General features: G+C 41.3%; 25 protein-coding genes and 1 pseudogene. 17 read left to right on the plus strand and 9 right to left on the minus strand.

Annotated elements, in window-relative coordinates:
• Positions 1-129 precede the first annotated feature (129 nt).
• Positions 130-1,263 (minus strand): FAD-dependent oxidoreductase, encoded by a 1,134-nt coding sequence (locus ACTJKA_RS19210; RefSeq protein WP_212047361.1) that lies wholly within the window; start codon positions 1,261-1,263, stop codon positions 130-132.
• A 206-nt stretch (positions 1,264-1,469) separates the two neighbouring features.
• On the opposite strand from ACTJKA_RS19210, the gene ACTJKA_RS19215 reads away from it, so the two are divergent.
• On the plus strand, positions 1,470-1,937 hold the full coding sequence (locus tag ACTJKA_RS19215) for a DinB family protein (RefSeq protein WP_440607906.1): 468 nt from the start codon (positions 1,470-1,472) through the stop codon (positions 1,935-1,937).
• A 4-nt stretch (positions 1,938-1,941) separates the two neighbouring features.
• Here ACTJKA_RS19215 and ACTJKA_RS19220 read toward each other — a convergent pair whose 3' ends face one another.
• The 3 genes from ACTJKA_RS19220 to ACTJKA_RS19230 all read right to left on the minus strand — a co-directional run bounded on the left by ACTJKA_RS19220 (position 1,942) and on the right by ACTJKA_RS19230 (position 3,854).
• Entirely contained in the window at positions 1,942-2,364 is a 423-nt protein-coding gene (locus ACTJKA_RS19220) for a regulatory YrvL family protein (protein WP_435028661.1), read from the minus strand.
• A 67-nt stretch (positions 2,365-2,431) separates the two neighbouring features.
• Complete coding sequence (locus ACTJKA_RS19225; protein ID WP_008341972.1) at positions 2,432-3,595, minus strand: oxalate decarboxylase family bicupin; 1,164 nt, start codon at positions 3,593-3,595, stop codon at positions 2,432-2,434.
• Positions 3,596-3,689: 94 nt separating this feature from the next.
• Positions 3,690-3,854: a YvrJ family protein gene (locus tag ACTJKA_RS19230; RefSeq protein ID WP_073204399.1), complete on the minus strand. Its 165-nt coding sequence runs from the start codon at positions 3,852-3,854 to the stop codon at positions 3,690-3,692.
• A 166-nt stretch (positions 3,855-4,020) separates the two neighbouring features.
• Between ACTJKA_RS19230 and ACTJKA_RS19235 the strand changes: the two genes are divergently transcribed.
• Positions 4,021-4,623 (plus strand): sigma-70 family RNA polymerase sigma factor, encoded by a 603-nt coding sequence (locus ACTJKA_RS19235; RefSeq protein ID WP_217816685.1) that lies wholly within the window; start codon positions 4,021-4,023, stop codon positions 4,621-4,623.
• A complete protein-coding gene (rsoA, locus tag ACTJKA_RS19240; protein WP_034620885.1) occupies positions 4,571-4,792 on the plus strand; it encodes a sigma-O factor regulator RsoA in 222 nt (73 codons plus the stop codon). Before ACTJKA_RS19235 ends, rsoA begins: the two co-directional genes overlap by 53 nt.
• A 27-nt stretch (positions 4,793-4,819) precedes the next feature.
• On the opposite strand, the gene ACTJKA_RS19245 is transcribed toward rsoA, so the two are convergent.
• A complete protein-coding gene (locus tag ACTJKA_RS19245; RefSeq protein ID WP_008341965.1) occupies positions 4,820-5,800 on the minus strand; it encodes a metal-dependent hydrolase in 981 nt (326 codons plus the stop codon).
• A gap of 191 nt (positions 5,801-5,991) precedes the next feature.
• Between ACTJKA_RS19245 and mutY the strand changes: the two genes are divergently transcribed.
• Positions 5,992-7,092 (plus strand): A/G-specific adenine glycosylase, encoded by a 1,101-nt coding sequence (gene mutY, locus ACTJKA_RS19250; protein WP_017366880.1) that lies wholly within the window; start codon positions 5,992-5,994, stop codon positions 7,090-7,092.
• Here mutY and ACTJKA_RS19255 read toward each other — a convergent pair.
• Positions 7,079-7,303 carry a hypothetical protein gene (locus ACTJKA_RS19255; protein WP_008341962.1) on the minus strand — a complete coding sequence of 75 codons (225 nt, stop codon included), beginning with the start codon at positions 7,301-7,303 and terminating at the stop codon, positions 7,079-7,081. The genes mutY and ACTJKA_RS19255 overlap by 14 nt on opposite strands.
• Positions 7,304-7,384: 81 nt before the next feature.
• On the opposite strand from ACTJKA_RS19255, the gene fabL reads away from it, so the two are divergent.
• The 10 genes and pseudogenes from fabL to ACTJKA_RS19305 all read left to right on the plus strand — a co-directional run bounded on the left by fabL (position 7,385) and on the right by ACTJKA_RS19305 (position 16,933).
• Entirely contained in the window at positions 7,385-8,137 is a 753-nt protein-coding gene (fabL, locus tag ACTJKA_RS19260; protein ID WP_007496726.1) for an enoyl-[acyl-carrier-protein] reductase FabL, read from the plus strand.
• A gap of 75 nt (positions 8,138-8,212) precedes the next feature.
• A pseudogene (locus ACTJKA_RS19265) lies at positions 8,213-8,362 on the plus strand (gamma-type small acid-soluble spore protein); the annotation flags it as partial.
• A 174-nt stretch (positions 8,363-8,536) separates the two neighbouring features.
• On the plus strand, positions 8,537-8,797 hold the full coding sequence (locus ACTJKA_RS19270) for a YgaB family protein (RefSeq protein ID WP_017366881.1): 261 nt from the start codon (positions 8,537-8,539) through the stop codon (positions 8,795-8,797).
• Positions 8,798-8,944: 147 nt separating this feature from the next.
• Positions 8,945-9,475, plus strand: coding sequence for a nucleoside tri-diphosphate phosphatase (ntdP, locus tag ACTJKA_RS19275; RefSeq protein ID WP_008341956.1), 531 nt, complete (start codon positions 8,945-8,947; stop codon positions 9,473-9,475).
• Positions 9,476-9,570: 95 nt separating this feature from the next.
• Positions 9,571-11,313 carry an ABC transporter ATP-binding protein gene (locus ACTJKA_RS19280; protein WP_268358879.1) on the plus strand — a complete coding sequence of 581 codons (1,743 nt, stop codon included), beginning with the start codon at positions 9,571-9,573 and terminating at the stop codon, positions 11,311-11,313.
• A gap of 112 nt (positions 11,314-11,425) precedes the next feature.
• Entirely contained in the window at positions 11,426-12,448 is a 1,023-nt protein-coding gene (locus tag ACTJKA_RS19285; protein WP_345912170.1) for an ABC transporter ATP-binding protein, read from the plus strand.
• The gene (locus ACTJKA_RS19290) at positions 12,417-13,394 is read left to right on the plus strand and encodes an ABC transporter ATP-binding protein (RefSeq protein ID WP_336750359.1); all 978 of its coding nucleotides are present in this window, start codon (positions 12,417-12,419) and stop codon (positions 13,392-13,394) included. Before ACTJKA_RS19285 ends, ACTJKA_RS19290 begins: the two co-directional genes overlap by 32 nt.
• Positions 13,369-14,955, plus strand: a complete 1,587-nt coding sequence (locus tag ACTJKA_RS19295; RefSeq protein WP_017358851.1) for an ABC transporter substrate-binding protein — start codon at positions 13,369-13,371, stop codon at positions 14,953-14,955. Before ACTJKA_RS19290 ends, ACTJKA_RS19295 begins: the two co-directional genes overlap by 26 nt.
• A 61-nt stretch (positions 14,956-15,016) precedes the next feature.
• Positions 15,017-16,018 carry an ABC transporter permease gene (locus tag ACTJKA_RS19300; protein ID WP_017358852.1) on the plus strand — a complete coding sequence of 334 codons (1,002 nt, stop codon included), beginning with the start codon at positions 15,017-15,019 and terminating at the stop codon, positions 16,016-16,018.
• 18 nt (positions 16,019-16,036) lie between these two features.
• Positions 16,037-16,933 carry an ABC transporter permease gene (locus ACTJKA_RS19305; protein WP_007496739.1) on the plus strand — a complete coding sequence of 299 codons (897 nt, stop codon included), beginning with the start codon at positions 16,037-16,039 and terminating at the stop codon, positions 16,931-16,933.
• Positions 16,934-17,159: 226 nt separating this feature from the next.
• Here ACTJKA_RS19305 and ACTJKA_RS19310 read toward each other — a convergent pair whose 3' ends face one another.
• Together ACTJKA_RS19310 and ACTJKA_RS19315 are read right to left on the minus strand one after the other, a co-directional pair.
• Entirely contained in the window at positions 17,160-18,233 is a 1,074-nt protein-coding gene (locus tag ACTJKA_RS19310; RefSeq protein ID WP_025206980.1) for an FUSC family protein, read from the minus strand.
• Positions 18,234-18,480: 247 nt separating this feature from the next.
• Positions 18,481-19,776: a glutamate-1-semialdehyde 2,1-aminomutase gene (locus tag ACTJKA_RS19315; protein ID WP_282900542.1), complete on the minus strand. Its 1,296-nt coding sequence runs from the start codon at positions 19,774-19,776 to the stop codon at positions 18,481-18,483.
• A gap of 129 nt (positions 19,777-19,905) precedes the next feature.
• Between ACTJKA_RS19315 and bcp the strand changes: the two genes are divergently transcribed.
• A complete protein-coding gene (gene bcp / locus ACTJKA_RS19320) occupies positions 19,906-20,373 on the plus strand; it encodes a thioredoxin-dependent thiol peroxidase (protein WP_007496746.1) in 468 nt (155 codons plus the stop codon).
• A 159-nt stretch (positions 20,374-20,532) separates the two neighbouring features.
• Positions 20,533-20,970 (plus strand): peroxide-responsive transcriptional repressor PerR, encoded by a 438-nt coding sequence (gene perR, locus ACTJKA_RS19325; RefSeq protein WP_003217782.1) that lies wholly within the window; start codon positions 20,533-20,535, stop codon positions 20,968-20,970.
• 35 nt (positions 20,971-21,005) lie between these two features.
• On the opposite strand, the gene ACTJKA_RS19330 is transcribed toward perR, so the two are convergent.
• Positions 21,006-21,353, minus strand: coding sequence for a YgzB family protein (locus tag ACTJKA_RS19330; RefSeq protein WP_007496750.1), 348 nt, complete (start codon positions 21,351-21,353; stop codon positions 21,006-21,008).
• Between the two features lie 189 nt (positions 21,354-21,542).
• On the opposite strand from ACTJKA_RS19330, the gene ACTJKA_RS19335 reads away from it, so the two are divergent.
• Positions 21,543-22,421 carry a nucleotidyltransferase-like protein gene (locus ACTJKA_RS19335; RefSeq protein WP_079919190.1) on the plus strand — a complete coding sequence of 293 codons (879 nt, stop codon included), beginning with the start codon at positions 21,543-21,545 and terminating at the stop codon, positions 22,419-22,421.
• The last annotated feature ends 232 nt before the right edge of the window (positions 22,422-22,653 follow it).

Here is a 22,653-nt window from a genome sequence, read left to right on the forward strand (position 1 = left end):
TATTCAAACGAAACTAAACAACCAATCACCGATAAACTATCGGCAATTGGCTGTATAAAGGTGTTTTGATTCCTGTCTCAAAAACGGGGGTCAGTCCCCAGCATAAGTGGTGTTTTTTTATCTTTCATCTCATACGTAAGTTTCTTCATCCCATTCAATCGTGTATTCGTTCATTTTTTTATCAATATCGTTTTGAATACTCATGTGCTGAAATAGCGCATTCAATTCTTCTGTCCTCTTTCTTCGATCTTTTTCATAATAATAGAACGCATCTCGATAATCATGATCCCTTAGCATTTTTGCTATGAGCATGGCATCTTCTAGACTATACGATGCTCCTTGACCAACAAAAGGGTTCGCCGTATGTACCGCATCACCTACAAGAACAACACGTCCTTTTGACCACACAGGAAAATCCTTTATTTCATAGATACTTCTTGGAAAGAACATGTTAGTATGATCGATGATGTCAGAAAGGTGTTTAGGAATGTTCCAATGTTCCATTTGTTTATATAATAACTGTCGGATGGTTTCTTTATTGGCTTTCTCAAAATGTTTTGTAGGTAACTTCTCAGGACACTGAGAGAAAGCTTGCCATAAAATATTCATTTTATTTGTTGGATGCGCTTTCCCAAAAATGAATTGAAAGTTTCCGTCATTGTAAAAATAACTTGTTGCCTCATCCAATACAAAATCCTTCACAAACGATACTCCTTGTAGTCCCCAAAAACCGCTATAGTCTAATTTAGCATTAAACGCAATAGCCTCTCTTGTTTTCGAAAAAGTTCCATCTGCTCCTATTACAATATCACCTGTTATCACAGTTTCATCATCAAAAAGAACCTGAACGGAATAAGGCTGCTGTGTGATTGAGATTAACTTTTTGTTGTATTTCACTTCTATTCCTTGACGGTGAACTTCTTTTAAAAGTGATTTGATGATTTGGTCTCTCATGACGTTCAGTAAAGGGGCATCATAATATTTTTCGCTATAATTGTGAAAGATCGCTTCTACTTCATTTTCACTGTTTATTTGCTGGATCTTCTTTATCACGGTTGCATTTGCTATCACTTCATTTTTACACCCGATTCCATCCAAAATCTTTACCCCATTCGGAGATAGTAAAAAACCTGCTCCTGTTTCTAATTCTTCATCTGACCTGCTTTCATAAATCGTACTTTCCATTCCAGCCTTTTTTAAGAATAAAGAAGTAGCCAATCCTGCTACACCACTGCCGATAATGATCACATTTTGAGATTTCATTATTTTCCCTCCTATTTTATAAACAGACCGGTCGGTTTATTTTAGTGCAAAAAAATAAGCTTTTTCATATAGGACAGCGTATCACAATTCCCCCTCTTCATTTGGTAATTAAAGTATATGATAATATGTTATAAATGATTTCGCAAGAATGAAACTAACCAATTTCTGATCAACTTCTTTTAAAAACATGAAGGGGATAACAAAACATGAACAAAGACACCGTGATAAAACACTATGAACACACCTTTGAATGGGTACAGTCACTAACGAAAGTAACAGAAGAAGAATGGCGTAGCGCCATCGCTGAGGGAAAATGGAGTATTGCTGAGATCATCGCTCATTTCGTTCCGTGGGATGAATTTATTTTACAAGATCGCCTAAAAAAATTTTGGAACAATAAAGCGTTACCTCAGGCACCTGATGTGCATGAAATGAACCGGCAGTCAGCCGAAAGAGCAAGAAAGGAAGAGAGAAGCGAGACGATCGGGCGATTTATTGCTGTTAGAACAAAATTGCTTCAAGAAATGAAGAAAATCGAAGCACCTCGCTGGACTACACCCTTTCTGATCGGTCAAACCGAGCTGACGTTATTAAGTTATTTTGAAGGCTTGATTAAACATGATCTCCATCATATGGAGCAGATTAAAAAAGTACTCTCTACAGAAAGACGATAGAGCGTCAAGAGGCTTCCTTATCAAACGAAAACGTCGCATAATCAAACAAAAAATGAAAAAACCAAAGACTTAGTGCAAAGAGAATTTCTTCAGAAGTAGTCAGCAAAATGCCGTCAACCAATTCATCTGATAAGTAGACAGCACCCCAAATAAACAAAAGGTGAAATAAAACGGCATAGAAAATGATGGATCGTTTTTTGGACCGACACTTACGAACAAACCGCATGAGCACGTGTTCCAGATGTTCAAAAGAGATCCCAAGTACAACATAGATGCCCATAAACAGAATCAACGATAAAATCGATTGATAAAAAGCACCGGTCAAATGAAAGAACAGCACACAAAACAACAAAAATATGTAACAGACAGCTGATAGCGCCATGAGCCATTTCAGCCCTTGCCATAAAGCGTGAACAGATTGTTGCATGGGTAAACAACACTCCTTTACATGAAGATACCTGCAAAAAGGACAGCCTTTTTGCAGGAAGGTGGAATTAATCCTCTTTTTTGGGTGCAGCAATGACAGGATGTTTTTCAGTATCAAGCAATTTCAAGAATTCTTCACCTTGATCTAAATGATCCAAAACAAGCTGTTTCGGTGTAACCGCAAGCCACTGATTGAGTGAAATGTCTGCATAATGATCGCTCTTAAAGATTTCTAAGAAATAGAGCGGTTCGTCGCCTGTATTTTCTACATAATGCCCCATCGCAAATGGCACATAGCCAACATCTCCCGCCTGATAGTTAAAGGTTCTTGCATGTCCATCAGAAGCAAATACCGTCATTCGAGCTTTTCCAGAAATAAAATATTGCCATTCATCCGTATTTGGATGCCAGTGCAGCTCGCGAATGGCACCTGGATCAACTTTCACAAGAGCGGATGCAATCGTTTTAGACGCTTTGAAATTGGTAGAGTCCGCAATCCACACTTGTCCGCCGCTTGACGTAATCGGCTCTTGTTTTAACAGCTCATATTTAAAGGAATTCGGGACTTCTCCTTGTTCTGTTTTCACCTTGTCACACTCAAGAGAACCAGGAATTCCTTTTTGGAAAATATACTTCTCTTTCTCTGGTAGCTTCTCAAATTGCTCCTTTGTCATTCCAAAGTTTTGGAGCACAACTTCCTCTGGCGTATGCGCAAGCCAATCAGTCACTTGGAACGTACTATTTTCAGAGAAGGAACCATCATCAAACACAAGTAAGAATTCAGCTCCTGGTTCAAGTGCTTGAATAGAGTGCGGCAAGCCAGAAGGGAAGTACCACAAATCTCCCTCAGTCACATCCTCTGTAAAATTGCGCCCCTCTGCATCAACCGATGTAATTCGGGCTTCCCCATAAATCATGTACGCCCATTCCGCTTCCTTATGCCAGTGAAGCTCGCGAATCGCACCAGGCTTTAGCCGCATGTTCACAGAGGCAAGACTTTTAGAGATTGGCAGTTCACGCACCGTTACCTCGCGGGCATAGCCGCCTTTTTCTAAACGGTTGTGCGTATCAGAAAAAGAATATTTCATGTTGGGAACCGTTCCATGATCGGTTTCTGGTGGCGTGAGCATATCTGGGTTTTGTCTGTCTCGCTCGAGATTACGTGGAATTTTGACCGTTGCTCCTTTTTCTCCTCGAATCGGCTGCGGTACCCCATTTTGCTTTTCACTCATGATAAAATCCCCTTTCAACATCGTATTGTGTGAGGTGACAAAAGGCCTTTCATTTCGCCCTCGTTTTCATAAGGTGAAACGAATCAAGAAGATGTCAATCTGATTCATCATTTTTTTGAGCAGCGACCAACCGTTGGATGAGTTTGCTTAATTCATCAAACTTTCGTTCAAAACGTGTCAGCAAATAAACCGTTAAAATGGCAGGGAAACCAGCCTGACCAAGCTGCTTCAGCCATTCCTCCGAAAAAAAGGTCTCCATTTGTCTCACCTCCCAGCGGATGCTCGTCTTCTCTATAAGTGGTATGAAAGAAGAAATAGGAAATCAAAAGGGGAGAAAATGAACCATTAGACCCGTTTCATAAAGTTTACTTTTTTTAACTTTTGTCCACTTAATGCAAGTAGAGAGAACAAAGGGGAGGATGCACATGGATTATCGGCTGTTATTGAAAGCAAAATGGAAGGAAATCGTTGACCACCCGCTCATTCAGCAATTTTTAAGCAATCCTAAAAACCAACAGCTTCTCAGGCAAGTCATGGAAGAGCCAAACGAAGAAAATGCGAAAAAACTAGATTCCGAGTTCAAGCAGTTTTATCAAAAAATCCGCATCATCAAGTATATTTCCACAATGATCCGCATTTTTTCAGTCGACTTTGACAAACGAGTGAAAAAAAAGCAGCAGCGTTTTCCGCTCATACTTGATCATCCTGATACGCAAGAAGTGAAAGACCCTGTTCAAACAGATACGTATGAAGCGGTGCTCTTCAACCAGCAAGACTTAGGGGAGCACCTGCAAGACCCAAGATTGTACAAGGCCTATCAGCAGCTCACAGAAAAACAAAAAATGGTTCTAACCCAAATCTATGTCGAAGGTCAAACGATGAAGGAAATAGCCGACCGGCTGGGCGAATCAAGACAAAACATCTCAAACATCCACAAAAAAGCACTCAACAAACTAAAAGAAGAAACAGGGGGAGATGTCCGTGAACGAAGAAAAAATGACGAATGGAGAAATGGAAGAACTCATTGAAACCTTCACACCCATGATCAAAAAGAAACTACAAAACACGGCATATCAAGAAAGAGAAGACCTCGAACAAGAACTCTATATCAAACTCATCGAAAAAGTAGACTGGCTGATTTACCAAGAAGGACCTGGCTTTTGGGAGTTTATTGTGGAATATATGACGAAGTTGTAAGAGTTGTAAGCACAAAAAAAGACTCGCTCACACAGAGCCGAGTCTCAATTTTTTTTGCAGTTTTTCTTCACTGAAAATCCAGCCGGTATAGGAATTTTTGATTTGGTGGTCCATGTCGATATGGCAGATCGCGACGAAAGGATAGTGACCTTTGCTGCGGTAGCGCAAATCAATGAACCGTACCTCATAATGGTCCTTGTATTTATCCACTTCCCACCGGTAGACAGGGGAGAAGGAGAGAAAGGCTGAAATGTTTTCGTCTTGCTTGGCAATTTTCATAATCTCTGTATCAGGGACCGGCACACGGTTAAAGGTGTCTAAAATGATGATCTCACCATTCATACTGCGTCCAACATGGAAAGAGGATTTACATTTCACGGCAATGCGCCATTGTCTGAACTTCATTGTAGGCGAAATAATAATGTCTTCAATTTCATCGAATCGTGCACGCAGCTGACGTTTAATCTGAAGCTGCATGATGACCCTGACGATATAATAACAGAAAATCACGGCATACAGCGTAATAAACGTATAGCCGGGATGCCCGCCAATCGCCCAAACGACAATGGCGACAAGATGGGTAAAAAAGATAAACGGATCAAACGTGTTAATGATCCCAAGCGCTACCCATTTCTTTGAAAATGGACGAATGGCCTGTGTGCCGTATGCATTGAATATATCGACAAACACATGAAGCACGACGGCTAATAGTGTCCATAACCAAAGGTGAAGTAAATTCGCCCCCGGCACAAATGGGAAAATCACAGCAGGAATTAGCAATGACCAAAACAGTACAGCCGGAATGGAATGAGTAAATCCCCGGTGATTTCTTATATAAACTGCATTATTTTTTAGTTTTAGCACAGTATCAATGTCTGGTGCTTGGGAGCCGGCGATGGTCGCGATCATCACGGCGTGTGCCATGTGTGGATCTGCGCTGACGGCTGGATCTAAAAGCGCAAGTCCCCCAAGAGAAATGCCCATTACTACATGAGTACCAGTGTCCAATTGATTACCTCCTAGTTGTCATGCTTAGGAACAATCATACAAAGTATACGTTTCTCATCAAGACTATGTGCAAAATCACTTTTGCTTTATCCCGATTTAATGTAACATGTTAACGTATCTACAAACAGTATACAACAAATAAGGTTCTTTTCAGAACGTTAGCTCTCGGTTCGATAAGAAGGAGTATAGAGATGAAAGACATTCAAGAAAAGCTGGACCGCAAAGATATTGCGGGTTTTCAGCATGATTTAATCGATTGGTATGAAAAAGAACAACGAACACTTCCATGGCGTGAAAATCAAGATCCATACCGCGTCTGGGTATCAGAAGTGATGCTCCAGCAAACGAGAGTGGATACGGTCATTCCGTACTTCAACCGGTTTATGGAGCAATTCCCGACGGTGAAAGATCTTGCTTTAGCTGATGAAGAAAAGGTCATGAAAGCATGGGAAGGTCTGGGCTACTACTCAAGAGTGCGTAATTTACAGGCTGCTGTGAAAGAAGTATATGAATCCTACGAGGGCGTTGTCCCTGATACGAAAGAACAATTTTCAAAGCTGAAAGGTGTAGGTCCGTATACGAGCGGCGCAGTGCTGAGTATCGCTTATAACAAGCCATACCCTGCGGTAGACGGCAACGTGATGAGGGTCATTTCCCGTATCTTGTCCATATGGGATGATATTGCAAAACCAAAAACGAGAAACATTTTCGAATTTGCGGTTGATCAGCTCATTTCCCGGGAAAAGCCGTCAGAATTCAATCAAGGGCTAATGGAGCTAGGTGCACTTATTTGCACCCCAACCTCTCCTGCATGCCTCATTTGTCCTGTAAACATGCATTGCTCAGCACTGGAGGAAGGCGTTCAGCATGAGCTGCCGGTGAAAAGTAAAAAGAAAAAGCCGACTGCGAAATCAATGGCAGCGGTGGTGTTATTTGATGATGCAGGCCACCTCTATATTCATAAGCGTCCAAGTACAGGTCTGCTTGCGAATTTATGGGAGTTCCCAAACATGGAAACAATGAAGGGAAGAAAAACGGAAAAAGAGCAGCTGATTGATTTCTTAAAAGAGGAAGCGGGTGTACAAGCAGAACTTGGTGATTTAGAAGGCACCATTCAACATGTATTTACCCACCTCATCTGGAATATTTCTGTTTTCTTTGGACGTGTGACCTCTGTATCTGATGACACGATGCTGAAAAAAGTCACAACAGAAGAATTTGAGGCATATGCTTTGCCAGTCTCACATCAAAAAATATGGAAGATGGCACTTGAACAGCCTAGTCATATTTAACCGTTGTACCATGGGTATAATCGGCTTCATTTCGGTGCAGACCCCCGCGGTTTTCAATTTCAGAAATGATTTCTCGATACTTAGATTGCCCTTCTTCGTTTAAATAAGGTAAAATTTGTTGGAAAGCATGATGAAAAAATGCAAGCTCAGTATCTTTCCATTGATCCTTTGACATCATGCCAAGCTGGCTTAAATCGCGTCCGACATACATGAATGTAACCTCCTAATAGGAACTTTCCTATTAGTGTGAAGCGAATGGACGAAAACTATTCAAATCAGGAGATGAACCATAATGAACAAGCGTAAATGTGCACTAATTACAGGCAGCAGTAGAGGTGTCGGGAAAGAAGTAGCCCTTCGCCTGGCTGAAAAAGGATATGACATTGTCATTAACTATGCAAGAAGCAAAAAAGCAGCACTTGAAACAGCTGAAGAAATTGAAGCGATGGGTGTTAAAACATTAGTTGTCAAAGCCAACGTTGGTCAGCCAGAGAAAATCAAAGACATGTTCCAGCAAATTGACGAAACGTTTGGCCGTTTAGACGTATTTGTGAACAATGCGGCATCTGGCGTTCAGCGCCCAATCATGGATCTTGAAGAAAATCATTGGGACTGGACCATGAATATCAATGCGAAGGCCTTGTTATTCTGCGGACAAGAAGCAGCCAAATTAATGGAGAAAAACGGCGGCGGACATATCGTCAGCATTAGCTCACTAGGCTCTATTCGCTACCTTGAAAACTACACGGTGGTCGGTGTATCTAAAGCAGCACTAGAAGCTTTGACACGCTACCTATCCGTTGAGCTGTCACAAAAAAATATCGTCGTAAATGCCGTATCAGGCGGCGCCATTGATACAGATGCACTCAAGCACTTCCCAAATCGTGAAGAGCTATTAGAAGACGCTAAGAAAAATACACCAGCAGGCCGTATGGTGGAAATTAAAGACATGGTCGACAGTGTAGAATTCCTTGTATCAGGCAAAGCAGATATGATTAGAGGACAGACGATTATCGTCGATGGCGGACGTTCTTTGCTTGTTTAAAAAAATGATGAATAAGATGTACACCTTCTGCACAAATTAATGTGCGTGGAGGTGATAATGATGGATAAACAACAAAACAAAACAAACGCACAACAAGTGAAAAAACAAAACCAAGCTGCTGCACAAGGCGGTCAATATGGCACTGAATTTGCTAGCGAGACTGACGCACAGCACGTAAAAAAATACAACCAAAAAGCTGAGCAAAACAAACAACAAAACAGCTAATCACTGAAACAAAGGGAAGCACTTCATCTACGAATGAAGTGCTTTTCTTTTTGTCTCTCCCCATCATCCGACAAAACCTGTAAAACCTCTACATAAACAGTCAAAGGACTTCTTCCTTCTTTCAAGAAATGGTATAGATACAAAAAGTCGATACGAATGAAAGGGAGGAGTTAGATGTCTGATTTCGATCAGCTTGTCAGAGAACAAATGCAGCTTATGGATCAGCTGCTCGATGTACAAGGAGAACTTGATCTGTACTTAGAGACAGAAAAACGATTGCTGCAAGGTGAAAAAAAGGAAGAGCGGCATAAGCTTCATGATCAAATCAAACAGAAACGAGAGGAACTGCAAAAAGTCCAGACACTATTTACAAAACAGACTGAACAAGTCATCAATTCGTATAAACAAATGGAGAAGAGCTCAACCGTGATGTAAAAGAGTGTGCCGTTCAATTGGGTTGAATGGCTTTTTCATTTCATTTTTTAATGATGTAACGGTATAATATAATAGAGACATGTTTAGTTGGGAAATTAGGTCTTTGGACTGTTAGGTTTGTTTGTTATAGAAAGTAGGGGAGAAAATATGGGCTATCCCAAGGAAGGAGAAACCATCCAAATTCAAAGCTATAAACATAATGGCTTGATCCACAGGATTTGGAATGAAACCACCATTCTGAAAGCAACGGAATTGTGTATCATTGGTGCAAACGATCGAACAATGGTGACTGAATCCGATGGCCGAACATGGATGACAAGAGAACCGGCTATTTGCTATTTTCATGCAAAACAATGGTTTAATGTCATTGGGATGCTTCGAGATGATGGGGTGTATTATTACTGCAACATCAGCTCTCCTTTTGCGACAGATGAAGAGGCGATTAAGTATATTGATTACGACTTAGATGTCAAAGTCTTTCCGGACATGACGTATAATATTTTGGATGAGGATGAATATGCAGATCATAAGAGGCAGATGAATTATCCAAAAGAAATCGATAGTATCTTACGAGAGCATCTAAATACATTACTGCATTGGATTCACCAGCGGAAGGGACCGTTTGCTCCAGAATTTGTGGATATGTGGTATGAACGTTTTTTGCGTTATACAAAATAAGTAACAGCAGCTAAAACCTGTTTGGCTTTTCAAAGCCAACAGGTTTTTGATTGCGTACGGATAAGAGGCACTGATAGATTGGGAAGGAGATTTACATGGGGGTCATAAAACGTTACATGGCTTTTGTAACACCGTATAAAAAACAGATTGCATTGACAATGGTGATCGGAATGATTAAGTTCTCGATTCCCTTAACATTGCCTCTGCTTTTAAAGTATGTCATTGATGATGTGATTCAAGGCTCTGGATCGGCTGAAGAAAAAACATCCACTCTCTTTATTATTATGGGAATCATGCTTGTATTATTTTTAGTGATGAGACCGCCTGTTGAGTACTACAGACAATACTATGCGCAGTGGACAGGCAGTAAAGTATTATTTGATATTCGGGAAAAACTGTTCTCGCACATTCAAAAGTTAAGCCTTCGTTATTACGCCAACACGAGAACAGGGGAAATTATTTCAAGGGTCATCAACGATGTGGAGCAAACAAAGGAATTTGTCATCACAGGGCTTATGAACCTTTGGCTTGATTTGATGACCGTCCTGATTGTGATAGCCATTATGTGTACACTGGATCTTAAACTCACCATTGTGTCTGTCATTATTTTTCCGCTGTATGCGTTAGCAGTGAAGTATTTTTACGGACGGCTTCGCAAGCTGACAAAAGAGCGGTCGCAGGCACTGGCTGAGGTACAAGGGCACCTGCATGAGCGAGTACAAGGAATGCCTGTCATTCGCAGCTTTGCGATTGAAGAATACGAACAAGAGAATTTTCACGATGAAAATAAAAATTTCTTAAACAAAGCGATCAATCATACGAATTGGAATGCCAAAACATTCGCCGTCGTCAATACGATCACAGACATTGCGCCGCTGCTCATCATTGCTTTTGCTGGCTATACCGTCATTAACGGGTCGCTTTCAATTGGGACAATGATTGCCTTTGTCGGCTACATTGACCGGATGTACAACCCGATTCGTCGTCTCATTAACTCATCGACGACTTTAACTCAGTCAGTAGCATCAATGGATCGTATTTTTGAGTTTATTGATGAACCGTATGAAGTAACAGACAAGCCGAATGCAAAAGAAGCCAATCACTTAAAAGGAGAGGTAGAATTTAAAGATGTGTCGTTCCGTTACGAACATACACAGGAAGAGATTTTACACAATATCTGCTTGAAAGTAGAAAAAGGCCAAACCGTTGCGCTTGTAGGAATGAGCGGCGGAGGGAAGTCGACACTCGTCAGCTTAATTCCAAGATTTTATGATGTCACAAGCGGATCACTCGAAATTGACGGCATTGATATTAAAGAGTACAAGGCAAGAAGCCTGCGTAATCAAGTCGGGATGGTCCTCCAAGATACATTCTTATTCAGTGACACCATTAAAGAAAATATCGCTGTGGGAGACCCGGAAGCATCCTTTGAGAAAATTGTGTCGGCTGCAAAAGCGGCAAATGCGCATGATTTTATCATGTCTCTTCCTGAAGGATATGACACGAAAGTAGGAGAACGTGGCGTAAAGCTATCAGGCGGTCAAAAACAACGAATTTCAATTGCGAGGGTATTTCTTAAAAATCCACCGCTGCTTATTTTAGACGAAGCGACGTCTGCACTTGATTTAGAAAGTGAACATTACATTCAAGAAGCGATGCAAAAGCTGGCAAAAGATCGCACAACTTTTATAGTTGCGCACCGTTTATCAACGATTACACATGCGGACCTCATTGTGGTCATGGAACAAGGCGAGATTGTGGAAAAAGGAACACATGAAGAATTAATGAACCGAGACAGCCACTATCGCCATCTATTTACCATTCAAACATTAAATTAGTAGAAGCCTATCCGATTCTAGCGGATAGGCTTTTTTATGCTTGTCAAAAACATGACATATTTCCCAGCTTGTCTCAATACAATTTTAAAAAGTATGACGGGGTGGTGAAGATGTGAAAGAACAAGAAGTATTGCTAGATGTCAAACAGCTGTCCATTGCCTTTCAGCAAAAAAAGCAGAGAGTACCGATCGTCCATGACATCTCATTCTCTATTCAAAAAGGAGAAACCTTAGGTATTGTGGGCGAATCTGGCTGCGGGAAAAGCATCACATCGATGTCTTTAATGGGGCTGAATCACCAAACAGAAACAACAGGTCACATACAATTTGAAGGTCAAAACCTGCTGTCACTGTCGGAGAAACAATGGCGAGAGGTCAGAGGGAATGACATCTCAATGATTTTCCAGGAACCCATGACTTCTCTCAATCCACTCATGACCATCGGCAAGCAAATGACAGAAGCCCTTTTTACACATCAGACTATCAGCCAAAAAGAAGCAAAAGTGAAGGCAGTAGATTTGCTTCAAACGGTAGGCCTGAAACAAGCAGCGTCATTACTCAAAAAATATCCACATGAACTATCGGGCGGCATGCGTCAGCGTGTGATGATTGCGATGGCGATGCTGTGTCACCCAAAGCTCATGATTGCAGATGAACCAACGACTGCACTTGATGTCACCATCCAAGCACAAATTCTTCGTTTGCTCAAAAAGTTAAATGAAGAGATGGACACCGCTATTTTATTTATTACTCATGATTTAGGCGTCGTGCGGCAAATATGCCAGCGTGTCATGATTATGTATGCCGGTCGAATCGTAGAAGAAGGAACCGTTGACCGTATTTTTCAAAAACCTCTGCATCCCTACACGAAAGGTCTTTTCGCCTCTGTTCCATCATTTAAAGAGAAAAAAGAAAAACTCATGTATATTCCGGGTCATGTACCTAAGCCAGGAGCTATTCGGTCCGGCTGTCAATTTGCACCACGCTGTCCATATCAAATGACGCAATGTCTTGAAAAAGACCCATCTTTACAATCCATTTCACACAATCACCGCGTCGCATGTTTTCTAATGGAAGGAGGAGAAGACACTGAATCACCCACTATTGCAAGTGAATCAACTGACGAAGCGTTATGACACATCGGCATTTTTTTCTAAACACAAACAGACGACCTTGGCTTTAAATCAAGTGTCCTTTCATGTGAAAGAAGGAGAGACGCTCGGCATTGTGGGCGAATCTGGCTGCGGGAAATCAACCCTTGGCAAAAGCTTAATGAGATTAATCGAACCGACTTCTGGCTCAATCCAAATGAAAGGACAAGAAGTGACGCTTCTGAAAGAACGAGACATGCGTTCCTTCAGAAAAGACATTCAAATGATTTTCCAAGATCCATACGCTTCCTTAAATCCACGAATGAAAATAAAAGACATTTTAGAAGAACCGCTCATTGTTCATAAACATGGAACAAAAGCAGAAAGACAAAAGCGGGTAAAAGAGATGCTGCACATTGTTGGGTTTGACCCATCCTATGGAGATCGATATGCGCACCAATTCAGCGGCGGTCAGAGGCAGCGTATTGGAATTGCTAGGGCGCTGATTACTCATCCAAGTCTTGTGATTGCCGATGAGCCAGTTTCCGCTTTAGATGTATCGGTTCAAGCGCAAATATTGAATTTAATGCTCGAATTGCAAAAGACGCTTTCTCTGACGTACTTGTTTATTTCTCACGATCTAGGCGTTGTCAAGTATATGAGCGACCGAATTGCAGTGATGTACGCTGGCCGTATTGTAGAAATGGGTCCTGCGGAGGACGTATTTCACAAGCCGCTTCATCCTTATACATCGCTTCTTCTGACATCCATTCCACATATGGATCACGTGCTGGAAACGCAGGATGTGTCAGCGGAAGAATCCACCCTGGTGTCAGAAGATGGCTGTCCTTTCTATAAAAGATGTCCAAAAAGGTGGGCGCAATGCTTGCAAGCTGTTCCGCCTTTGTATGAGGAGAAAACAGGCCATGCAGCTGCGTGCTATTTATATCAAAAGGAGGAACACAATGAAGAAGACATGGTTATTCAGTAGTTTCATTTTTGTGCTGGCACTTGCGTTATTTCTAGGGGGCTGTTCATCTTCATCAACATCAGAAGAAAAAGCCACAAAAGACACTCTCGTATTCGGCAGAGGAGGGGACTCTACGTCACTTGATCCGATTACAACAACAGAAGGCGAAACCTTCAAGGTCACAGAAAATATGTTTGAAAAGCTTTTGAATTACGGTGAAAAAGACACGACCATCCATCCGGGCCTCGCAACAGAATGGGATGTTGCGAAGGACGGAAAATCGTACACGTTCTACTTAAGAGAAGGTGTGAAATTTCACGATGGTACAGACTTTAATGCAGAAGCAGTAAAATTCAACTTTGACCGCTGGATGAATGGAGATGCCGAAAAATTTCCTTACTACGGCATGTTTGGCGGCTATAAAAAAGATAAAGGGCATGTCATTAAAGACATCATCGTCAAAGGAGAGCATGAAATTGAATTTCAACTCAAACGCCCGCAAGCAACATTTCTGAAAAACATCGCCATGTCACCATTTGGTATCGCTAGTCCTGCAGCAGTTGAAAAAAGCGGTGATTCATTTAGAGAAAACCCAGTGGGCACAGGACCATTTAAGTTTAAAGAATGGAAGCAGAACGACCGTATTGTCTTAGAAAAGAACGAAGATTACTGGCAAAAAGATAAACCAAAACTGAAACAAATCATCTTCCGCTCTATTCCTGAAAACTCTGCTCGTTTAAATGCGCTTAAAACAGGCGAAATCGACTTAATGGATGGCGTCAATCCGTCCGATTTAGATGGCATTAAAACAGACAAAGCGCTCCAGTTGATTGAAAGACCATCCATGAACGTAGGTTATATCGGGTTGACAGTGACTAGAAAGCCGCTTGATAACAAGTTGGTTCGTCAGGCACTCAATTATGCAGTTGATAAAGAATCAATCATCGAGTCGTTTTATGGAGGGCTTGCTGAACCAGCAAAAAATCCACTTCCTCCGTCATTAGAAGGCTACAATGACGAGATTGAGCCATATCCATATGATCCGGAAAAAGCAAAAGAACTATTGAAAGAGGCAGGCTTCCCTGACGGTTTTCGCATCAAGCTTTGGGCAATGCCTGTGCCGCGTCCATATATGCCAGACGGGATGAAGGTAGCTGAAGTCATTCAGTCAAACTTTGAAAAAGTTGGTGTCAAAGCCGAAATCGTCACATATGATTGGGCGACTTATTTAGATAAAGCAAGTAAAGGCGAAGCAGATGTGTTCTTATTAGGATGGACAGGGGACAATGGCGATCCTGATAATTTCATCTATACATTATTAGATAAAGACAGTATTGGCGGTAACAACTATACATTCTTCCAAAACGATAAAATGCATGACATCCTCATTGAAGCGCAGACCGATACGGATCAAAAGAAGCGAAATGAATTATATCAAGAAGCTCAAGAAATCATTCATGATGAAGCGCCTTGGATTCCATTAGTCCATTCAATTCCAATGCTTGCAGCATCTAAAGATTTAAAAGGCTACCAGCCGCATCCGACTGGTTCCGAAGCATTGACTGACGTATATTTCGAATAAGCAAATAAGGGAGATCGTTCGATCTCCCTTATCCAAACAATGAAAAGGCGGTGAAAGCTGTTTGTTTGCTTATTGTATGAAGCGAGCAGGAATGCTCATTCCAGTACTGATCGGAATGACCTTAGTTGTATTTTCTATTATTCGGTTTATCCCTGGAAATCCGGCGCAGGTCATCTTAGGACAGCGGGCAACGAAAGAAGCAGTAGAGCAATTGACGATTCAGCTTGGTTTAGACCAGCCGTGGTACGTACAATATGGTCACTACATGCTGGGGCTTTTAAAAGGCGATCTAGGGACTTCCATACGAACAGGAGCGGCTATTGCCCAGGAAATGAAGCCTTACTTATTTGCTACATTAGAATTGACTTTCTTCGCTATGTTGCTGGCGATTATTGTCGGTGTGAATGCCGGAATCATTAGTGCGTGGTTTAAACATTCTTTCTTTGATTATGTGGCCATGTTTATTGCGCTCATTGGGGTGTCCATGCCGATTTTCTGGTTAGGCTTAATGGGACAGTGGCTATTCTCGATTGAATTAGGTATTTTGCCGACTACAGGACGAGAAAACGTCAGAAATCCGGTAGAGTCGATCACCTATATCCATACGCTGGACACGATTTTGCAAGGACGATTTGATCAATTTTTTGACAGCATCAAGCATTTAATTTTACCAAGTACCGCTCTCGCAACGATTCCTGCTGCGATTATTGCAAGGATTACGAGGGCAAGTATGCTGGAAGTTCTTCATTCAGATTTTATTCGAACAGCAAAAGCAAAAGGGGTACGTTCATTTTTCATCATTTATCAGCATGGGCTGAAAAATGCGCTCATTCCGATTTTAACGATTATTGGTCTTCAAACAGGTCTCTTGCTAGGCGGAGCCATTTTAACAGAAACGATCTTTGCTTGGCCGGGAATTGGGCGGTATATTTACGATGCCATTAGCTATCGTGATTATCCTGTCATTCAAACTGGCATTCTTGTTGTTGCGCTCATATTTGTGCTGATCAATTTCATTGTGGATATCTTGTATGCAGTCATTGATCCGAGGATTAAATACTAGAGAAGGGAGAGTGACGACATGGAAGCGCAAAAAGAGCTTCAAGCACCTAAACAAAAGGAAGAACGCTCTCAATCACTGATTCTTGAATCGATGAAACTGTTCTTTCAGCACAAGCTGGCGGTCATTGGCACTGTGATTGTCTTTTTATTTCTGATCCTAGCAATCTTTGCACCGCTCATTGCTCCTTATGGAATCAACGAGCAGTCGCTAGGCGAACGATTTAGTGCCCCTTCAGCTGCGCATTGGTTTGGTACGGATGATTTCGGGAGAGACATATTTTCTAGAGTCGTGCATGGAGCTCGGATTTCATTATGGGTGGGTTTCTTCTCCGTTCTCGGGTCGGTTATTTTAGGGACATTGCTTGGATTGATGGCAGGTTACGGCGGTAGATTACTGGATGCTGTCATCTCAAGACTATTTGATATTTTACTCGCTTTTCCTAGCATTCTATTAGCGATTGCGATCGTTTCCATCTTAGGCCCTTCCTTACAAAATGCCCTTATTGCCATAGCGATTATTAACGTCCCCACATTTGGCCGGCTCGTTCGTTCAAAGGTGCTGAGCATTAAGCAAGAAGAATACGTCTTAGCAGCAAAGGCAGTCGGGATGTCACACCGCCGCATCGTTCTTCGTCACATACTGCCAAATAGTATGGTGCCGGTGATCGTTCAGGCGACGCTTGCGATTGGTACAGCCATTATCGAAGCGGCGGCTTTAGGATTTTTAGGATTAGGTGCACAAGCGCCAAGTCCAGAGTGGGGGAAAATGCTTGCAGATGCGAGACCTTATCTCGTACAAGCGCCATGGACTTTATTTTTCCCGGGGATTGCGATCATGCTGACGGTTCTTGGCTTTAACTTGATGGGAGATGGATTAAGAGACACCCTTGATCCTAAAATGAAGAAAATAAAATAAGACCGATTCCAAGAATCGGTCACAGCGTGTAGACAAACCCCGCATTCTTTGTCAGTCCTGCGTGCTGGTGCTCACGAATATGGCATTCGCTCCGTTCCAGTACTCGCCCTTCCTTGATTTCAAGGGTTTTCAACTACGCTGAAAAGAAGACAAAGGGCTAAAATAAAGATCATTTTAGCCCTTTGTCAAAAATGTAAGCCCGATTCTTAGAATCGGGCTTTTGTATTTAAGCTTCTTTTTCTTCTGTCTCAATCTCACTATCTTTTGGGTGATATGTTTGGAAGCTTGTAATCAAAGTATCTAGATGCTCCAATTCATCACGGTATTCAATAATACTCGACATCACATTCAGCATATTGTAATCCAGCAAGTCGTTTTCTTGATTTTGCTGGTGCTGAATAAATGATTTCGTTAATGCTTCAAGACGAAGAGAGCATTCATTTTGGAAGTCATCGTCCTGCGGTTTCATTTTTCCAACAAATTTCATTAAGGTACGTTCATGCCAATAAAGTAAATAATCAATCTCATCTGTTAAGCTCTCTCTGAAATGCTCTGGCATCAAATGAATTTCATTTTCTAACTTATGAAGCTTTTTCAGCAAGTACAGTGCTCGATTAGACGTCATGATTGCCTGTCTGAATAAAACAAGCTTTCTAGATTTGACATAGGTCGTTTTCTTTAAATAGCTTCGTTCTTCTTTGTATAACAAGTAAATGTGATCTAATTTGATCATACGTTCTTTTATTTGATCGATGTCATCCTTTAAAGTGGAATGATCAGTTGACTGTCTGGAGCTTAGACGGATCCATTTTAAAATCTCCTCCGTATTTTCCATAATGTGATGAACAAGCTTTGTTTCATACTTTGGCGGCAGGAAAATCAAATTCACTAAAAATGAAGAAAGTACGCCTAACACCACAGTTGCTGTTCGAATTAAGGCAAAGGAAAGGAAATGATCCCCTGCACTTTCTAAAATCGCAATGACGGTTACGAGTGCAATCGGAATCGTGTGTTCAATCTTCAGCTTTAAATTAATCGCAATGACCATGACGGCAGTTAAGCCGATGATGACTGGTCCTGTGCCAAAAAGCAGACCGAACGTAATGGCAAGTGCTGCTCCAATAATATTGGCTTGCACTTGATCAACAATCGTTAAAAATGATCGATAAATAGATGGCTGGATAGCAAATACAGCTGCAATTCCCGCGAAGACGGGTGTCGGCAACCCAAGCCATGTTGCCAGGTAAAGCGCGAGTACAATGGCAATACCAGTTTTTAAAATACGGGCTCCAAGTTTCATTGGTTTTGTCCCTGCATTCCTTTCTTTTCGATAATAGATGACCACTTGTCATATATCATAAATATTTTGATGAAACAACTAAGTAATATACAGCGGTCTTCCGAAATATTCAAGTGATTTTTGAAAGTTCATGAAAACATCAAAAGAAGGTATTGAGAAAAAATGTAACAGATTCACTCGCTTTTGACAATCAAGAGCTGGTAAATAAAAAAACAGACGCATGAATTTACGTCTGTTTTTCTCTTCATTATGATTGTTTCAGCTGTTCAAACGCGTGATCTACTGCTTTGAGCGTTTCAGAAATATCATTTTCAGTATGTGCAATGGTTAAGAACCAAGCTTCATATTTAGAAGGAGCGAGGTTAATACCTTGTGCGAGCATGAATTTAAAGAAACGGGCGAACATTTCACCATCCGTATTTTCAGCCTGCTCGTAGTTCACAATCATTTCCTTTGTAAAATAAATGGTGAGAGCACCTTTTAAGCGATTCACTGTAATATCTACTTGATGTTTTTTTGCGAGGGCTAAAATTCCCTCTTCTAACATGGCCCCGAGCTGATCCAGACGTTCGTAGACTCCGTCTTCTTTTAACACTTCCAAGCATGCAATACCAGAAAGGATGGAGGCGGGATTTCCTGCCATCGTACCAGCTTGGTAGGCTGGTCCAAGCGGGGCGACTTGCTCCATAATTTCTTTTTTGCCGCCGTAAGCGCCGATTGGAAGACCGCCGCCGATAATTTTACCTAATGCAGTGAGGTCAGGTTTTACTTGAAGCAAGTCCTGTGCACCACCATACATAAAGCGGAAAGCTGTAATGACTTCATCATAAATGACTAGAGCCCCTTTTTCATGAGTCAGGTCATTCACCTGCTGCAGGAAACCGTCTTTAGGCTCTACGATGCCAAAGTTTCCGACAATGGGCTCAACAAGAACAGCTGCTACTTCATCACCCCAGCGGTCTAATGCTTCTTTGTAGTTGTCTATATCGTTGAATGGAACGGTAATGACTTCATTTGCAATACTTTTAGGCACGCCCGCTGAATCTGGTGTTCCTAAAGTGGAAGGTCCAGAGCCAGCCGCAACTAGCACAAGATCAGAATGACCGTGGTAACATCCGGCAAACTTAATGATCTTTGTTCTACCTGTATAAGCGCGAGCGACACGGATTGTCGTCATCACAGCTTCTGTACCTGAATTGACAAAACGAACTTTATCCAAAGCAGGCATCGCTTCCTTCAGCATCTTAGCAAAAGTGACTTCATGCTTCGTTGGTGTTCCGTAAAGGACACCCGTCTCGGCTGCTTTCGTGATGGCTTTTGTAATATGAGGATGAGCATGTCCCGTAATAATTGGACCATATGCTGCCAAATAGTCGATATAACGGTTTCCGTCAACATCCCAAAAATAAGCGCCTTCGCCTTTTTCCATTGCAACAGGTGACCCGCCGCCCACTGCTTTATATGAACGAGATGGGCTGTTAACCCCTCCAACAATATGCTCCAGCGCCTCTTGATGTAATTTTTCTGATTCGGTGAATTTCATAAATAGCCTCCTATCTCAACGTATCACGTCGTCTATCATCATTTTAACATGCCGATGCAAGCGTCCTTAGTTGAATATCTTCTCGAAATTGGATAGGCTAATGAAAAAATAGGTTGGAGGGATTGTATCATGACAATCGAAGTGGGGCAGCAAGTACCTGATATTGAATTACTCGGTGATAATGGAGAGAAAGTAAAGCTCTCTGATTTTAAAGGGAAACACATTGTCCTTTATTTTTATCCAAAAGATATGACGCCGGGGTGCACAACGGAAGCTTGTGATTTCCGTGACCGCCATCAAAGCTTTGCGGAATTAGATGCTGTGATCATCGGCGTAAGCCCAGACGGTCAAGACAAGCACCAAAAGTTTAAAGAAAAACATGACTTACCTTTCCTGCTTCTTGTAGATGACGAACAAAAATTGTCTGAAGCTTTCGGTGTATGGAAGCTGAAAAAGAACTTTGGTAAGGAATACATGGGAATTGAACGCTCAACGTTTCTTATTAATAAAGAAGGAAAGCTTGTGAAAGAGTGGCGTAAAGTAAAGGTGAAAGATCATGTGGAAGAAGCGCTTGAGGAACTGAAAGCTCACGCTTAATATGTTGACGTGATGAGATCGGCAGTCGTGCCGGTCTTTTTTGTATAGAAGAATAGGTAAAAAAGAGGATTGTAATTGACAAAGTTTCGGCTCTGGGGGTACACTATTTATAAAGATTATAATATAAGAATATTTTTGAAAAGAGAGGTGCATGATGAAATGGCTGCTCACGAACTAAAAGACGCTTTAGATGCTCTAAAAGAAACCGGTGTTCGAATTACTCCGCAGCGCCATGCCATCTTGGAGTTTCTCGTAAATTCTATGACACACCCAACCGCGGACGATATATATAAGGCACTTGAAGGAAAATTTCCTAATATGAGTGTAGCAACGGTTTACAACAATTTACGAGTCTTCCGGGAATCTGGATTAGTAAAAGAGTTAACGTATGGGGATTCCTCAAGCCGATTTGATTTTGCGACATCTGACCATTACCATGCGATTTGTGAAAATTGCGGAAAGATCGTTGACTTTCACTATCCTGGCCTTGATGAAGTAGAACAGCTTGCATCCCATGTGACAGGCTTTACAGTAAGTCATCATCGCTTGGAGATCTATGGCACTTGTCAAGAATGTGCAAAAAAAGAAAATCATTAATGAAAAAGCTGACCAGTTGAATGGTCAGCTTATTTTTATGACTTTTTTCGATTGTAGGATTCATCAAACTCTTTGCCTTCTAATGCTGGATCGAGTGTAAGTGGCTCTCTGCAATGCATGCACATGTCCACCCGCCCAAGCACTTTTGTTTCCTTCTCGCAGCCTGGACATACGACCCGGACTGCCTTCGTAGAAAGCATACCGATCCAAAAGTAAACGGCTGTACTCAATCCAATCGATAACACGCCGAGTAGCATAAAGAAGGTCGACAGCCAGACCGATTCCTTGAAGAACACACCGATATACATGATCAAAAAACCAACAAAAACCAAACTAAGTGCAAATGTTCTGATTTTATTAATCTTACTGGAGTATTTCGCCATCCCTAGTCCCCCTTATCTCCAATATAGCACATTTTACCTTTCTGTTTGAATTAGTTATAGAGTTTTGTGAATAAATTGCTTATAATGATTCAACGATCTTTTTTCATGTATTGAAGGAATTTTGATTCTATGAGGAGAAATACATAGCATTAGAGAAGAACCTTACACCCGAGTATTGGAGGAATCACTATGGAAAATCTTCTCCGTCCTATTTATCAAGAGAGAGCAAGTCATCCAGATACATTAGCTGTGATTATAGTAGAAAGAAGACATAAAGTATCTTCTGAGACGGATAACTTTGATGCAGCGCTTCTAGTCATCGTAAAGGATGCGGAAGAACCGTTATTTATTAAGCACTATGAATCCGGTCACCAAACAGCTTCTTTAAATGTTGTCACAGATGATCAGTTGAAGGAATGGATTACCTTAGGTACCAACAGACGGATTATTGATTGGATTTTAAACGGAAAAGTCCTGTTTGATCGAAATGAATATATTTTCAACTTGATTGATGAACTGAGTACATTCCCGTTTTCTAACCGTAAGCTCAAAATTGGTTTAGAATATGGCAAGCTCATTCGCAGATATATAGAAGGAAAAGCATTTTTTGAATCAAATCAATTCCTCGATGCATATAATTCCATTGTGCATGCCCTGCATCATCTGGCGCGTATTGAAGTGATTGATAAAGGCTTCCACCCAGAAGTGACCGTTTGGAACCAAGTACGTCATATGGAGCCGGAAGTATATAAACTTTATTCAGAGTTGATTGAAAGCCACGAAAGTCTTCATAAGCGGTTAGAACTTTTATTCCTAGCGAATGATTTCTTGATTCATTCAAAAGCAGAAATTGGTGCGGCTCATTTGCGTCATGTCATGGAACAGCAGGATATTTGGCTGTTTGGCGAGCTTCTTGCACATCCTGATCTCAAACATTTCACACCTGATCTTAGTGTGATGATTGATTTCTTTGTGGAAAAAGGAATTGTGCTAGTAGAGCCAATTGAGACGAAGGGGCAAAAAATCTATCATCGAGGATATTTTGTTAAAAAAGATATTGACGTATGAATATTATGATGGTATATTATTAAACGTCGCTAATGAGCAACTGAGTTGCTTTGAAAGAAAAGCGGACAAAAAGAAATTCAGAAAAACACTTGACGCACACGGTGCTCAAATGTTATATTAAGAAAGTCGCCTCTGAGCGATAACGAAGATGATCTTTGAAAACTAAACAAGACAAAACGTACCTGTTAATTCGAGTTTTTATAAAAAAATCCTATGATACATCATAGGTAGT

It is taken from the genome of Bacillus sp. 22190 (assembly GCF_052045575.1).
Lineage (GTDB): Bacteria > Bacillota > Bacilli > Bacillales > Bacillaceae > Bacillus > Bacillus altitudinis.

Excerpts from the sequence above, each read along its gene's own strand:
- ACTJKA_RS19210 (WP_212047361.1), bottom strand. The coding sequence starts at position 1,263 with ATGAAATCTCAAAATGTGATCATTATCGGCAGTGGTGTAGCAGGATTG.
- ACTJKA_RS19215 (WP_440607906.1), top strand. The coding sequence starts at position 1,470 with ATGAACAAAGACACCGTGATAAAACACTATGAACACACCTTTGAATGG.
- ACTJKA_RS19220 (WP_435028661.1), bottom strand. The coding sequence starts at position 2,364 with ATGCAACAATCTGTTCACGCTTTATGGCAAGGGCTGAAATGGCTCATG.
- ACTJKA_RS19225 (WP_008341972.1), bottom strand. The coding sequence starts at position 3,595 with ATGAGTGAAAAGCAAAATGGGGTACCGCAGCCGATTCGAGGAGAAAAA.
- ACTJKA_RS19230 (WP_073204399.1), bottom strand. The coding sequence starts at position 3,854 with ATGGAGACCTTTTTTTCGGAGGAATGGCTGAAGCAGCTTGGTCAGGCT.
- ACTJKA_RS19235 (WP_217816685.1), top strand. The coding sequence starts at position 4,021 with ATGGATTATCGGCTGTTATTGAAAGCAAAATGGAAGGAAATCGTTGAC.
- rsoA (WP_034620885.1), top strand. The coding sequence starts at position 4,571 with ATGTCCGTGAACGAAGAAAAAATGACGAATGGAGAAATGGAAGAACTC.
- mutY (WP_017366880.1), top strand. The coding sequence starts at position 5,992 with ATGAAAGACATTCAAGAAAAGCTGGACCGCAAAGATATTGCGGGTTTT.
- ACTJKA_RS19255 (WP_008341962.1), bottom strand. The coding sequence starts at position 7,303 with ATGTATGTCGGACGCGATTTAAGCCAGCTTGGCATGATGTCAAAGGAT.
- fabL (WP_007496726.1), top strand. The coding sequence starts at position 7,385 with ATGAACAAGCGTAAATGTGCACTAATTACAGGCAGCAGTAGAGGTGTC.
- ACTJKA_RS19270 (WP_017366881.1), top strand. The coding sequence starts at position 8,537 with ATGTCTGATTTCGATCAGCTTGTCAGAGAACAAATGCAGCTTATGGAT.
- ntdP (WP_008341956.1), top strand. The coding sequence starts at position 8,945 with ATGGGCTATCCCAAGGAAGGAGAAACCATCCAAATTCAAAGCTATAAA.
- ACTJKA_RS19280 (WP_268358879.1), top strand. The coding sequence starts at position 9,571 with ATGGGGGTCATAAAACGTTACATGGCTTTTGTAACACCGTATAAAAAA.
- ACTJKA_RS19295 (WP_017358851.1), top strand. The coding sequence starts at position 13,369 with ATGAAGAAGACATGGTTATTCAGTAGTTTCATTTTTGTGCTGGCACTT.
- ACTJKA_RS19305 (WP_007496739.1), top strand. The coding sequence starts at position 16,037 with ATGGAAGCGCAAAAAGAGCTTCAAGCACCTAAACAAAAGGAAGAACGC.
- ACTJKA_RS19310 (WP_025206980.1), bottom strand. The coding sequence starts at position 18,233 with ATGAAACTTGGAGCCCGTATTTTAAAAACTGGTATTGCCATTGTACTC.
- ACTJKA_RS19315 (WP_282900542.1), bottom strand. The coding sequence starts at position 19,776 with ATGAAATTCACCGAATCAGAAAAATTACATCAAGAGGCGCTGGAGCAT.
- bcp (WP_007496746.1), top strand. The coding sequence starts at position 19,906 with ATGACAATCGAAGTGGGGCAGCAAGTACCTGATATTGAATTACTCGGT.
- perR (WP_003217782.1), top strand. The coding sequence starts at position 20,533 with ATGGCTGCTCACGAACTAAAAGACGCTTTAGATGCTCTAAAAGAAACC.
- ACTJKA_RS19330 (WP_007496750.1), bottom strand. The coding sequence starts at position 21,353 with ATGGCGAAATACTCCAGTAAGATTAATAAAATCAGAACATTTGCACTT.
- ACTJKA_RS19335 (WP_079919190.1), top strand. The coding sequence starts at position 21,543 with ATGGAAAATCTTCTCCGTCCTATTTATCAAGAGAGAGCAAGTCATCCA.